The organism is Cystobacter fuscus (genome assembly GCF_044360685.1).
GTDB lineage: Bacteria > Myxococcota > Myxococcia > Myxococcales > Myxococcaceae > Cystobacter > Cystobacter fuscus_C.
The window spans coordinates 4,011,282-4,024,399 of the sequence record NZ_CP043491.1; the positions used below are offsets into that span (position 1 = coordinate 4,011,282).

General features: G+C 68.4%; 12 protein-coding genes. 7 read left to right on the top strand and 5 right to left on the bottom strand.

Annotated elements, in window-relative coordinates; genetic code table 11:
- The first annotated feature begins 60 nt into the window (after positions 1-60).
- A complete protein-coding gene (locus F0U63_RS16460) occupies positions 61-2,013 on the top strand; it encodes a hypothetical protein (RefSeq protein WP_395846867.1) in 1,953 nt (650 codons plus the stop codon).
- Between the two features lie 140 nt (positions 2,014-2,153).
- Entirely contained in the window at positions 2,154-3,173 is a 1,020-nt protein-coding gene (locus F0U63_RS16465; protein ID WP_395846868.1) for a radical SAM protein, read from the top strand.
- Positions 3,174-3,189: 16 nt separating this feature from the next.
- Here the strand turns inward: F0U63_RS16465 and F0U63_RS16470 are convergent, their stop codons facing one another.
- Both F0U63_RS16470 and F0U63_RS16475 read right to left on the bottom strand, forming a co-directional pair.
- Positions 3,190-3,645: a response regulator gene (locus tag F0U63_RS16470; protein ID WP_395848376.1), complete on the bottom strand. Its 456-nt coding sequence runs from the start codon at positions 3,643-3,645 to the stop codon at positions 3,190-3,192.
- Between the two features lie 131 nt (positions 3,646-3,776).
- Positions 3,777-4,370 carry a glutathione S-transferase family protein gene (locus F0U63_RS16475; RefSeq protein ID WP_395846869.1) on the bottom strand — a complete coding sequence of 198 codons (594 nt, stop codon included), beginning with the start codon at positions 4,368-4,370 and terminating at the stop codon, positions 3,777-3,779.
- Positions 4,371-4,472: 102 nt separating this feature from the next.
- Between F0U63_RS16475 and F0U63_RS16480 the strand changes: the two genes are divergently transcribed.
- The 5 genes from F0U63_RS16480 to F0U63_RS16500 all read left to right on the top strand — a co-directional run bounded on the left by F0U63_RS16480 (position 4,473) and on the right by F0U63_RS16500 (position 7,771).
- Positions 4,473-5,375, top strand: a complete 903-nt coding sequence (locus F0U63_RS16480; protein WP_395846870.1) for a LysR family transcriptional regulator — start codon at positions 4,473-4,475, stop codon at positions 5,373-5,375.
- 85 nt (positions 5,376-5,460) lie between these two features.
- The gene (locus F0U63_RS16485) at positions 5,461-6,258 is read left to right on the top strand and encodes a helix-turn-helix domain-containing protein (RefSeq protein WP_395846871.1); all 798 of its coding nucleotides are present in this window, start codon (positions 5,461-5,463) and stop codon (positions 6,256-6,258) included.
- A gap of 87 nt (positions 6,259-6,345) precedes the next feature.
- Positions 6,346-6,735, top strand: coding sequence for a VOC family protein (locus tag F0U63_RS16490; protein WP_395846872.1), 390 nt, complete (start codon positions 6,346-6,348; stop codon positions 6,733-6,735).
- Between the two features lie 229 nt (positions 6,736-6,964).
- Positions 6,965-7,162 (top strand): LysM peptidoglycan-binding domain-containing protein, encoded by a 198-nt coding sequence (locus F0U63_RS16495; RefSeq protein WP_395846873.1) that lies wholly within the window; start codon positions 6,965-6,967, stop codon positions 7,160-7,162.
- Between the two features lie 21 nt (positions 7,163-7,183).
- Positions 7,184-7,771: a hypothetical protein gene (locus tag F0U63_RS16500; RefSeq protein ID WP_395846874.1), complete on the top strand. Its 588-nt coding sequence runs from the start codon at positions 7,184-7,186 to the stop codon at positions 7,769-7,771.
- 139 nt (positions 7,772-7,910) lie between these two features.
- Here the strand turns inward: F0U63_RS16500 and F0U63_RS16505 are convergent, their stop codons facing one another.
- The 3 genes from F0U63_RS16505 to F0U63_RS16515 all read right to left on the bottom strand — a co-directional run bounded on the left by F0U63_RS16505 (position 7,911) and on the right by F0U63_RS16515 (position 12,913).
- Complete coding sequence (locus tag F0U63_RS16505) at positions 7,911-10,511, bottom strand: discoidin domain-containing protein (RefSeq protein ID WP_395846875.1); 2,601 nt, start codon at positions 10,509-10,511, stop codon at positions 7,911-7,913.
- 189 nt (positions 10,512-10,700) lie between these two features.
- Positions 10,701-11,705, bottom strand: coding sequence for an alpha/beta fold hydrolase (locus F0U63_RS16510; protein ID WP_395846876.1), 1,005 nt, complete (start codon positions 11,703-11,705; stop codon positions 10,701-10,703).
- Positions 11,706-11,980: 275 nt separating this feature from the next.
- The gene (locus tag F0U63_RS16515; protein WP_395846877.1) at positions 11,981-12,913 is read right to left on the bottom strand and encodes a hypothetical protein; all 933 of its coding nucleotides are present in this window, start codon (positions 12,911-12,913) and stop codon (positions 11,981-11,983) included.
- Between the last annotated feature and the right edge of the window lie 205 nt (positions 12,914-13,118).

A 13,118-nucleotide genomic window follows, 5' to 3' on the forward strand; every position in this document is an offset into this window, starting at 1 on the left:
TGACTTCTCCGGAGGCCGCGGACAGCCGGTGTAAAGATTTGTCCCTACTCTCCGTGCTGTATGGCTGATCCGCTCGGAGCGCATCTGGTCCGCAAGGGACTCCTCACCCAGACGCAACTGGATGAGGCCCTCAAGTCTCAACTCATCTATGGGGGCAGTCTGGGCACCAACCTGGTCGAGCTGGGCATGCTCGACTTGGCCACGCTCGGGCAGGCCCTGTCCGACACCTACCATTTCCCCCTGGTGACGGAGGCGGAACTGGCGGCGGTGACGACCCAGACGGTGGCCCTGCTGCGGCCCGAGCTCGCGCGCCACCACCTGGCGTTCCCCCTGGTGGTGGAAGGCCGCCGGCTGCGCGTGGCCATGGCGGAGCCCCAGGATCCCCGGCACGTGGACGCGCTCGCATTCGCCACGGGCATGCGCATCGTGCCGTCCATCCTGCCGGAGCCGCGCCTGTTGCAGGTGTTGGAGCGGCACTACGGCATTACCCGGCCCGTGCGTCCCATCCGTCCGGGACAGCTCCGGACCAGGGCGGGGCAGGGGGCGGCTCAAGAGCCGCGGGCCAGACCTCCCGTGGTCTTCTTGTCCCTTCCGACTCCCGGTCCGAGCGCCACTCCGGTGCCCCTCTCCGCGCCCACGCCCTCGCCAGGGGCATCCCCGCTCCCCGGGCCACCGAGGGCCCCCGCGGCTGCCTCCGGTTCCGCGGGCCCTGTTCCCGCCGCGCTGCTCCATCCGCCGGGATTGACGCAGCGAAGCCCCGCGGGGGCGGGTGCTCCGAGACTTCACGTGGTGCCCACGGCCACGGGCGCCGCATCGGCTCCGGGCCAGCTACCCGCTCGCCCCGTCGCTCCGCCCCGTGCGTCTTCCCCATTCCAGGCGGCCGCGGTGGGGGCTCCTGCCGCGGCGGCTCCACCCATTCCGGTGATGGCCTCCGGGGCGGCGGTGCTCCTGGCCCCGGTTCCTTCCCCGCCCCCTCGGGCCGCGCCCACCCCGGCACCGGCTCCGCGCAGCGCGTGGACCGGGCCGCTGACGGAGCCGGTTCCGGAGCCGCTCGCCGCGCCCCCCACACCCGTGTCGCCAGGGAGCGAGTCGCTCGCGGCCATTCGCCCGCGCACGGCGGAGCTGTTTCCCGAGGTCCCGGTGCCTCCTCCGTCCGCCTCGGAGCAGGCGCAGGCGGGGCCCTCCTCCCACGAGGCGCGTGCTTCCGAGCAGGACGTGAGGCCCTCGTCCCTGCCGCTGGTGGAGCTTTCGGCGGAGGAGGTCCTCGAGGCGCCGGGCGTGGCGGAGTGGAGGATCCACGCGATGGAGTTGCCCCAGGGCCCCGTCGGTGCATGGGAGATGGCCTCGGACATCGACTACATCGAGTCGGATTCGGGCTCCGCGTCCTGGGCCCAGCGGGGCCTCGAGGTGGACTTCAGCTCGCTGGCGGCCAACGACGCGGACGGAGTGCCGCTCGCCCGCGTCCATGAGTTCCTCCCGCGCTGGGAAGCCCGCCTGGGGGCGTCGCCGTCCAACCCAGGCCCCCAGGGGCCGCCGTGGGTGCGGCTCTCGGAGGCCATGGAGGCGCTGCGGCGGGCGACGACCCGGGGCCAGTTGGGCCAGGCGCTGCTGTCCTATGCCCAGGGGCGCTTCCCCCGGAGCTTCCTGTTGGGAGAGACCTTCGGCGCCATCCGGGTGGGGCTCGCGTGCGGAACGGGGAGCGACAAGCCCGAGGTGACGGCCTTGAAGGTGGATCTGTCGACCCCCTCGCTGCTCGCCCGGGCAGCCTCGGACGGAGGACCCGTCGTCTCCAGCGCACCGGAGAGCCGGACGGACGAGGCGCTCTTCGCCGCGCTGGGCGAAGCGTCCTCGCACCTGATGGCGGCGCCCATCCGGCTGCGCCAGCGCGCGGTGGGCTTCGTCGTCATCGACGGGGGACCCTCGCCCATTGGCGCCGAGGCGCTCGATGAGCTGGAGCGGCTGCTCGCGGCGGCGTCCGAGGCCTATGGCCGGCTACACGAGACCTCCTTCTGACGGAGCACTTGGGGCCGGGTGACTTCAGGGCCTCGGCGTCGTCCCCGAGGGATTCACCCCGGTACAGACTCACAGTATATTGACAGTAGTGCTGTATCACCGTACTCGACTGCCACGCGTCCATTCGCTGGAGAACGCCCGTGCGGGTCGAGAGCATCATCTGGGACATGACTTATGCATGTCCGCTGCGCTGTAACCATTGCTACTCCGAGTCAGGACGGCGGCCGGCGGTTTCGCGGCGCGAGGACGTGCTGCGGATCGCGGAGGAGATCGCCCGGGTGAAGCCGCGGGGCGTGGCGCTGAGTGGAGGAGAGCCCCTGCTCGCGCCCGGGTGGGAGGACGCCGTCCAGCGCCTGCGCGAGGCGGGGCTGCCGGTGGGCCTGTACACCAGTGGGTGGATCATGGACGAGGCCCTCGCGCGGCGGCTGGCGGACACCTTCGCGCGCGTGTGCGTGAGCGTGGACGGTGGCCGGGCGCGCACCCACGACATGATTCGAGGCCGCGTGGGCTCCTTCGAGCGGGCCATGGCGGCGCTGGAGTTGCTCGCGCGCGAGCGGCGGGAGCGTCAGGCGCGCGGGGAGCCCTGCTATGCGCTGGGCGTCGAGATGACGGTCATGCGCAGCAACCTGGCGGAGACGGAGCTGCTGGTGCGGGAGCTGTCCGGACGCTTCCCCGGCCTGGGAGCCATCCAGCTCGGGATGGTGGTGCCCAGCGGGCTGGCGGCCGAGGAGGACTTCGAGGAGCGCGAGCTGCTCACCAACGAGGAGGGGGAGGCATTGCTGGCCGATGAGGCGCGGCTGGCGGCCCTGGCGTCCCATGGCGTGCGGGTGGGGGTGAGCGACGTGCGGTCGTTCTACGAGCACGGGGGGCCCGGGGCGCCCCGGCTGCCCTTCGCGCACCTCGAGCCGGATGGGCAGCTCCGGGCGTTCGAGACGTGCGAGGCCAAGGTGGGCAGCGTGCTCGACGAGCCGTTCGAGGTGCTGTGGCAGCGGGCGCTCGCCTGGCGGAACGAGCCCTTCGTGGTGGAGCAATACGCCTCCATCCGCACCATGCGGGACTGGGCCCGGGTGTCGAGGGCCTTGGATCAGCGCTATGGCTCCGCGGAGGACGTGGCCCGGATCGCCCGGCGCACGTGGAGGCCGAAGGCCTCGGGGATGTGAGGCGGAGGGGCGGCGCTCAAGCGTCCAGCGATTGGAGCAGGAGGGAGAGCTGGTCCCTGCTCGCTCCCTTGGGCAGGTAGTAGTGGGGCCCGGAGCGCAGGGCCCCGCCCACGTCCTGTACCGCCGCGGCGGTCAGCAGCACCACCCGGGGCGGCTCCCCATTCCGGGGCATCCGCTCCAGCACCTCGAGCCCATTCATCCCGGGCATGTTCAGGTCCAGGAGCATCACCCGGTAGCGTTGCCGCGCCAGGGAATCGAGGGCCTCCTGGCCGTTGGCGGCCTCGATGGCCTCGTAGCCGAGATCCTCCAGGCACAAGCGGAGGAATTCCCGCCAGTCCGCGTCGTCATCGACGACCAGCACCTTGCGCGTGACATCCTGGGCAGCTGTTGGATCCAATCGTCCTCCCGCGAGTCCTCCCGTGGCGGAGGAACAACTCCTCCAGGTGAACAGAACATTCTCCCGAGCCGACATGCTGGGATGGAGGGCAGGGGAGCAGGCTCGTTCCCGATCCACCTCGGTGGCTCCGGGCTGACCGCACGACCCCCACGACGTCGACGGCGGCGCCGTCGCCGCGGCGCGCTACGCGCGGTAACGCACAGCGCTCAGCCCGAGACGGCCCGCCTGAGGGCAGGGCGTCTCGTGTGGCGGGCCACGTACTCGACGAGTCTCGGGTAGCGCTCGAGCAGCTTGAGCGTGTTCGCCAGGTGGAGGATGGAGGCGAGGACCAGGTCGGCGGTGGAGAACGTGCCGCCCGCGACGCACTCCCTGCCGTGGAGCCGCTTGTCGATGGCCGTGAGCACGTCGTCGAGCCGCCCTGGCCACGCGGCGGGCTCCGCCTTCTTCTGCTCGTCGGGCAACTGCGCCTGGCGGAGGTGCTCGAGCACCACGGGCTCCAGCGTCACCTCGGCGAAGAGCATCCACTGGAGGTAGGGGCCCCGCTCCGCCGAGGCCAACGGCGGCGCCAGGTGCTTCTCGGGAAAGAGGTCCGCCAGATAGAGGCAGATGGCCGAGGACTCGAACAGCGTGACGTCTCCATCCACCAGGACGGGGACCTCGCCGAGGGGATGCAGCGCCAGATGGGCCGGTGTCCTGCCTTCCGACAGGTCGACCTTGAGCAGCTCGTAGGGCACCTCGAGCTCCTCGAGCAACCAGCGGGCCCGGGTGGCTCGGGTCCTGGGGGCGAAGTACAGCTTCATGGGCGCACTCCTCGAAGCGGGTGAATGCCTGTGAGAGTGCGGGGCGCCGCTCGAACGGACAATGCGGCCATACGCTGACGCTTTGTCAGGCTAGAATGGACAATGATGATCTCCCCGGCCGACATGCTCCTCTTCGCCGCGGTCGTGCGGGAAGGCAGCTTCACCCGCGCGGCGCATCAGCTCGGCATCACCAAGCAGAGCGCCAGCGAGAGGCTCCGCAAGCTGGAGGAGCAGCTGGGCGTGAGGCTTCTCGAGCGGACGACGCGGCGGCTGCGGGTCACCGGCGTCGGGGCCGCCTACTACGAGCGGTGCTCCACCATCGCGGAGCAGATCGAGCAAGCCAACAGCGAGGTGCAGCAGCAGCAAGCGGAGCCGGTGGGCCTGCTACGGGTGTCCTCCCCCATGCTGTACGGCCGCCGCTACCTGGCGCCCGTCGTCTCGGCGTTCCTCGGCCGCTACCCGAAGGTGCAGATTGAACTGGTGCTGGCGGACCGCGGCGTGCACCTCATCGAGGAGGGATTGGATCTCGCGATCCACATCGGACCGCTCGAGGACTCGTCGCTCGTGGCGCGCAAGCTCGGAGAGGGCCCGGTCCACTTCGTGGCGAGCCCCCGCTTCCTGTCGAAGCACGGCACGCCGGACCCCAGGGATCTCCGGGCCGCGCGCTGCATCGGCTTCAGCGCCTTCGAGACGTGGATTGTCGGGGGTGTGAGGTCACGCATCGAGCCCGTCCTGACGGTGAACGACCTCGAGGTGGCGTGCGAGGCGGCCATCGCCGGGGTCGGCATCGCGCGTGTTCCGGCCATCCTGTGCCGGGATGCCATCCAGGACGGCCGGCTGAAGCTCGTCTTCGGCCCCAGGCCCGCGATGGTGCGGGCCTTTCACGCCGTATACCCGAGCCGCTCGAGCCTTCCGGCGAAGGTGCGGCTCTTCGTGGACGCGCTGACAACGCAGGTTCCGCCGATGCTGCCGCTGCACAAGGGCTCGCGCCGGCGGCGGACGTGAAGGACTGACGCGCCCTGGCGCGGCGCTGGCAATCCCGGTGCCGCTTCGGGCACGCTGTGTCCCAGGTCCGGGGAACAGGTGCGAGATGACAGCCGGTGCGGAGATGAAGGGCTACGAGGAACTCGCGCCCCCCGCCAGCATGGCGGATGCGGTGGACGCGTTCTGGCGTTACTCCGCGCCACCTCGTGACGCGGGAACCGGGCCCGAGTTCCACCGGATACTGCCGGACGGCTGCACCGACCTCATCTTCCATTTCCGTGGCACGGGAGGCCCGGTGTGGATGGCCGACCCGTCCCTGGAGGTGGTCGGCCCCATGGAGCGCTTCGCCCTCATCACCATCGAGCCCGGCTCGGTGAGTCTGGGCATCCGGTTCAAGCCCGGGTGGGCGCTGGCGCTGCTCGGCGTGAGTCCCCGCGAGCTCCGTGGACTCAGTGTTCCCGTCGCGGACTGCTCGCCAGCCCTCACGCTGCTCCAGCGGCGACTCGAGGACTGTCGCTCACCGGTCGAGGCTCACGCCCTCCTCCAGAAGAGCGTTGCCCGGCGGCTGGCGTCCTTCCGGGAGGCGCCCCGGCCCCGAGCCACCCAGGCCCTGCGCTGGCTCCAGTCCTCGGGGGGACAGGTGCGCATGTCCGCGCTGGCACGGACGCTGGGGGTGAGCGAGCGCACCCTGCACCGGGACGTGTTGGATGAGGCGGGAGTGCCGCCGAAGCTGCTGGCCCGGGTGCTCCGCTTCCAGCGAGCCGTGGCGCTGCTGCGTTCGGGTGGAGGGGAGGACCTGAGCGCCGTGGCGCTCGCGTGCGGTTACGCCGACCAGGCGCATCTCTCGCGCGAGGTACGGGACCTGGCGGGCCTCTCGCCCACGGCGCTCCAGCTCGAGGGATGAGCCCTGTCCGATTCCTTCAAGACAGGCCGGGGTGGGCCGTGCGAATACCGCCGCACGCTGTTCCACCCGTGAATGGAGTCCGCCGCCATGAAGCTCGGCTACGTCATCCTCTACGTCGCGAACGTCCCCGCCACCGTCGACTTCTACGAGAAGGCCTTTGGCCTGCAACGTCGCTTCCTCCACGAGAGTGGCCAGTACGCGGAGATGGAGACCGGCGCGACGGCGCTGGCCTTCGCCGCGGAGGAGATGGCGAAGGACAATGGCCTCACCGTGCGCTTCAACCGGGCGAAGGAGGACGCGGCGGCGGTGGAGGTGGCGCTCGTCACGCCAGACGTCGAGGCCGCCTACGAGCGCGCGGTGAAGGCGGGCGCCCGGGCCGCGCAGCCGCCCAAGCAGAAGCCCTGGGGGCAGACGGTGGCGTACGTGAGGGATCTCGACGGAGTGCTCGTGGAGCTCTGCACGCCGATCTCCCCCTGAAGCCTGGGGCTCGTGGAGGAGTGGGCGCTACCCGTCTTGTTCGGCACCGTCGAATGGGTGCTCGTCCAGCCGAGCGAGTCGTAGAGGACCGAGTTGGGTTTGCCGTCGTTGATGTTCGTCAGGATCCATCCCTCCTCGGTCCCTCGACACTCACCCGGAGCCCTTCACAATGCCTCAATCCCTCCTATACGCTGGGCGGAGCGCGGCTGTTCGGTGATGAGGACGATCGATGGGCCACTTCATCTACCAGGTTCAATCGGGTGACACGCTGTCCGAGCTCGCTCGGCGCTACCGTGTTCCCTTGAATGTCCTGGCCGAGTCGAATGGTCTCGGCGACGTCCACCGCATCTGGGCAGGTCAGTTCCTGGCCCTCGTCAGCAAGGATCCGGAGAACAAGAAGATCCAAGCCATGCGTAATGGGTACTGACGCACCATGCGGCGACGGCGATTGATTGCCCTCCTCCTGATGCTGCTGCTCCTCGCGGCCGTGTCGGGCGTATTGCTCTCCATCCAGGCCTGTCCCGAGTTGTCGCTCGCGGAGCTACTCCTGGCTCCCACCGACCTGCCCGCGAAGCTCGAGGGAGGCGCGTCCTGGAAGGTGAGCGTCCCCGAGTACCAGACGACAACCCGGCGCGGCCTCGAGCCACGTGCCAACCTGGGGCGGGCCTGGACGGAAGGGGGTGAGGTGACGGCCACGCCGCAGCTTACCCAGCACCTCGCGGACTACTCTTCTCCCTGGCGGGCCTGGGTCCAGTCGCAGCTCCTTCGCAGGACCTCCTCACGCCTGCTCCTGCCCCTGGAACAGGTGTTTCCTCGTCAGGAGGTGCGCGACCAACTGCCATCCTCCGCCTACGTCGAGTGCGAGGAAGGGGATGAAGCCACGTGCCAGGCCCCCATCTACCACGCTCGCCACGGGCAGTACCTGCTGCGCATTCGGATGATGGGCTCCGAAGGAGGCGTGCACCCGGAAGTCTTTGGCGACGCCGTCCTCCTCTTCGAGGAGGGGCTCACGGCCCGGCTGAGCACTTGTTGGTGAGTCGGGCCCCGCCTCCGGCTCGTTAGCCAACTGTTCACGGCAGTGGGCCGCTGAAACGCGAAAGGGCCCCAGGTCCGGAGACCTGGAGCCCTCGCTACCCGCACCCAACACCGTCGAGTTCCTGTCGTGGTCTCGGGCGCTACCGCCGGCCGAAGATCTCCACTTCCGCCAGCTGCATGTAGTAGCTGCCGGTCACCTCGTCGAGCCGGGTGGCCTGGAGCCGGACGTAGCGGGCGCTCGGCACGGTGACGGCGAAGCTCTGCATGCCGCTCGGGGTGGGGAAGCCCGTGCGCAGGACCACCGTCTGCCAGGTCGCGCCGTCATTGGACACATCGATCGTGAAATCGACGGGGAAGCCATCTCCCACGACCGAGCCGTAGGTCGCGTCGTTGCGCGGGTAGATGTCGACCTTGGTGAGCGTGGCACTCGCGCCGAGGTCGAACACGAGCCACTCCGTCTTGTTCGGCACCGTCGAGTAGGTGCTCGTCCAGCCGAGCGAGTCGTAGAGGACCGAGTTGCGTTTGCCGTCGTTGATGTTCGTCAGGATCCATCCCGCGGAGGGATTGTAGGTGGTGCTCGAGGCCGTCACCGCCGCGCTCCGGGCCAGGTTGGTCTCGGTGCTGCCGCCCTCCTTCTTCCACAGCTGGAGCTCCGAGCACGAACCCTGGGCGACCTTGAACTCGAAGTCCCGTTTGATGATCCCCAGGTTGAGCTTCAGGGTCAGGTTCAAACCGCTGCAGAACTCCAATCCCGCCGTGATGGTCCACAGCGGATTGCCGGGCACCTGGGCCTTGAGCTTCGCATAGCCCCGGATCGAACCGATGTCGGACTCGGCGCCCACGATCTTGGCGGGGGCATAGAGGCCGACGCCGGGCACCGCCGCCACGTAGGCCTTGGCCTCGCCGCTCACGGTCAGGCCGTTGGACGTGGGCTCGCGGATGGCGAGATCGAAGTTCTTCTCGTTGATGGTCTCCCAGCCACGGTCATGGGTGTACCGGTAGCCGTAGAGGACGCCCGCGGTCTGGGTGACGCTGTACTCGGTGACCAGGCTCACCTTGCCCTCGGCGCCCACCTTGAACTTGATGTACATCTCGATCGTCACCGGGACGGGGCCAATGAAGATGACCCAGCGCTTGATGCGCCACTGCCCGATGGTCGTCTCGAACTTGAACAGATCCTGGCTGTACTTGTACTCGAGCGCCAGCCGGGCCTTCTCGTCCACGCCCACGGCGACCTTGAACTCCTTGATGCGGAAGACCTTGCGGAACTTGAGCGCGAACTGCTGCTTGGCCTTGAACTCGAGGCTTCCGGTGAGCTTCACCGGGCTGTTCGAATCCGGCACGCTGTACTCGCACTTGATGCCAATCCCGTCGATCTTGCAGAGCTTCGGGCTCGTCCCCAGCGTCCTCATCCCCTCGGGGATCGGGTTGCCATTCTCATCCACCTCCTCGAGGTCGGCGGCGGTGAGCTCGCGCGTCACGTCGATCTCCGCCTCGTCGAGCACCTCATCGAGCGACGAAGGGGTGGTCTGGTAGACGGTACGTCCACCCACCTCGCTCCTGGAGACCACCTTGAGCGGAGGGATGCCGTAGGGGGCGAGGGCGGTGGGCTCGCTGACGATGATGTTGCCCACCTGGAAGTTCGTCGTCCCGGAGGTGAAGGAGATGGTGCCGTTGGCCGGGTCGAAGCTCTGCATCTGATCCCGTACCTGGCTGCTCAACACGCGCGCGTCGGGAGTCAGGCGAGCCCGGGCCCTGCCGATGAAGGGCTCACCCACGGGAATGTCACCCGCGGTTCCCCACTGCTGCGTGGTGCTGGCGATGTTCGAGGAGTATTTGATGTACCAGGTGCCGTTGGAGGGCTTCCACACGGCATAGTCGGACAGGTCGTCCCCGTCGAAATCGCCCGGCACGACCACATCGCCCGCGGAGCCCCAGGCGACGGTGGAGGTGGCGCCGCTCGAGCTCTGGCGGATGTAGAAGGTGCCGCTCCGGAACACGGCCAGGTCCGACTTGCCGTCGCCGTCGAAGTCGCCGGAGACGGGGGTGTCGCCATTCTGTCCGAACTGGGTGGTGGTCTTCGTGCCGGTGGCGCTGGAGGTGATGTTCCACGTGCCCGTCGAGGGGCGCCACAGGGCGTAATCCGTCCTGCCATCGCCGTCGTAGTCACCGGAGACGGGGATCTCCCCGCTCGAGGCGCCATGGTTGAAGATCTTGCGCTCCCCGGTGGAGCTCATGATGACGAAGATCTGACCAGAGGCGGCGCCGGTGGTGTCGATGGGGCGCCAGACCGCGAAGTCTGACTTCGCGTCTCCGTCGAAGTCACCCGAGATGGGGACGTCTCCCTTTGTTCCCCACTGCTGGGACAGGGTGCCCGTTCCCGAGGCACTGCCGCGCACGTACCAGTACCCGTTGGAGGGCCGCCACACGGTCCGGTCCATGAGGCCGTCGCCGTCGAAATCGCCCGCGACCGGCACGTCGCCATTCTGTCCGTGGATGGGATGACCCGGGTTGATGCCCGAGCTGAAGATGGTGAACCATTGGGCGCTCGAGGGGCGCCACACCGTCAGGTCGGTCCGATTGTCATTGTCGAATCCCAGCTCCGCGCGTGCCGTACCGGGCTGCTGCGGATCAGGAGTCGCTGTCTCGGATGCCGTTGTCTCGGGGGAGGGTGGCTCGCAGGCCACGGACGAGGCGAAGAGGCTCGCCACGAAGATGGGGCGCCATACCGCGGATCGCATGTGTTCTCTTTCTCTCCAAGGCGGAGGCGCGCCCATTTCCTCGCGCCTCCAGCGATGTGCACACTAGAGAACATTACAGTGACTTTCAAGGATGAGGGGTTTTACTGAAATCAGAGAAAACGCGACGCGAGCCGGGGTCAGGCTCGCATCCGCCGGGGCCCTCCACGGCATCAGGAGATGTCGCGGGAGCTAATTCTCCAGCATGAACTCGCGAAGGAACTGCGTGACGAGCGCTGGTTTCTCCAGGGTGACCGAGTGGTCCGCATCGGGGATGCGCCGGAAGGTGAGGTCGTGCACGTACTGCTCCAGCCCCACCTGGCCAGACGGCAGGAGATAGGGGTCCATCTCGCCGTGGATGAAGAGCACGGGCAGGTACACCTGAAGCTGCCACGGCGCCAGGCCGTCCACCAGGTTGCTGCCTCCTTGGCTGCCCTGGCCATCGGGAGGACCGATCTCCGCGGCCCGGTAGTAGTTGAGCCCGCCGGTGGTGGCGCCCGGCTGCTTCCAGGCGGCGATCATCTCGGCCTCGTCCTCGGCGGAGATCTGCGCGCCCAGCTGCCGGGCGGCGTCGATCATCCCCTGCCGCCCGAAGGCGTAGTCATCGGCCATGATGAAGGACTCGGCCTCGGGCGAGCGGAAGAGCAGCATGTACTGGCTGGCCTGCTGCTGCTCGGCGTTCTCGCGCAGGTCCCGGTTGAAGAGGGCGGGGTGCGTGATGTTGATGGTGACGAACCGGCGCACGTACTCGGGATGGCGCAGCACGAAGCTCCAGCCCACCAGCGCGCCCCAGTCCTGCGCGACCAGGGTGAACTGCTTGATCTTCAGGTGGTCCGCCAGCGCGCGGATGTCCGCCACCAGGTGCTCGATATGGTACGGCTCGACGCCGGCCGGCTTCGAGCTCAGGTTGTAGCCACGCATGTCCGGGGCGATGACCTGGTGGTCCTTGCCCAGATCCTCGATCTGCTTCTTCCAGATGCCCCAGTACTCGGGAAAGCCATGGAGGAAGAGGATGGGTTCACCGGCACCGTGCGTCACGTAGTGCATGCGGATGCCATTGATGTCCGCGTACTGGTGTTCCACGACGAGGGAGCGGCCAGCTTCGGGCCCTTGCTGCGCGAGCCGAGCCGCCTCCGCGAACGCGGGCGTGGCACACACGAGCCATACGGCAACCAGCGCGAACCTTCTCAATCCCATGTCCATCTCCTCGAGTGAAATCATCGCGGGGAAATCCAGCCCGACGGTGCTGGAGTGGCCACCGCGCTCGAGCCAGACATCGAGCAGTGTACACGTGGTAAAACGAGAAAAACCTAAATATTTCGTGAAGTCTGCTAGACTCCTCCATGGTGGGGTGTGGTCCTGGAGCGGACCGTCTCCAGCGGTACCCCGCGCGACGCGGCTCGAGACCTCGTCGGGCGGGGCGGTGCCCTCCATGGAGGGGCACGACGTGTGGAGAGGGGAGGGGGCTCTTCTCAGGAGCAGGTGCCGCAGTCCGCCGCGCAACTGTCACGCGTCGTCCCACTGCCGCACTGCTCGGTCCACTGGCACACCCCGTCCCCGCACTGGTACACCTCCTCGGGCCGCAGCCTCGTGGTGATGGGCAGGTACTCGCGTCCGTTCAGTGTGCAGCTCGTGTAGTACGGCTGGGTGCCAGCTCGTGTGCACAGGCTCTCGCACGTTCCGACGTACGCCACCGGCGCGCACGCGGAGTCGGTGGTGCTGGACATCAAGGCGCAGGCGCGCGGCGAGCTCTCCGTGTCCTCCAGGCTGCTTCCGTCCCTTCCCACGAAGAAGCCCTCGCCTGTGAAGAGATTGCCGAAGAAGCACCCCTCGGGCCGTGAGTACGTCTCCAGCTCCTCCTGGCTGTACTCGAGCTCTTCGCCCTGCGTGTTCCGCCCCAGCACGGACAGCGGAACGTTCATCCCGTACTTGTTCACGTGCGCCACCAGGCACGCCGTCATCAACTGCTGCTCCGCCTCCGTCACCGCCGCGCCCCCCGCCCACCCCGGCGTGAGGCCCAGCAGCCCCTGCCAGGTGTAGCCGCGCGCCGTGGCGGGGTCCGTGTAGGAGATGCTCTGGCCCTCCGGCACGCCACAGCGCACCACGTACTGCATCAGCGTGTCGTTCTGCGCCGGGTTGCCCTGGAACCAGGTCGCGAAGTCGGCTGTGTTCACCCCGTTCGTGGACAGTCCGTTCGTGGAGAGCCCATTCGTGGAGAGCCCGTTCGTGGACAGTCCGTTCGTGGAGAGCCCGTTCGTGGACAGTCCGTTGGCAATCCGGATCTCCTGGAGCTGGCTGGCAAGGGCCGGCGGCGCGTGGAACTCCTGCGCGGGCCCGCAGCCCACCGCCAGCACCTGCGCCGCCAGCAGCAACTCCAGGGTTGCCGTCCATTGAATCTTCTTCATGTTGTTGTACCCCTCGTCTTCGAGAATACGCGTTGTCGTTGCGCCACCGGCCTGGGCGCACGCGTTCTCCCTCGAGGGGCGTGATGGAGCCGTGACGGGAAGGGCGACCCCACGCGCGCCGGATTCAGGAGTCGGCTCGCGCCTGCGCGTGCGTGCAGGCAACCCGTCCCCGAGCCGCACGCTGCCTCTCCTCTCCCTCCACCTC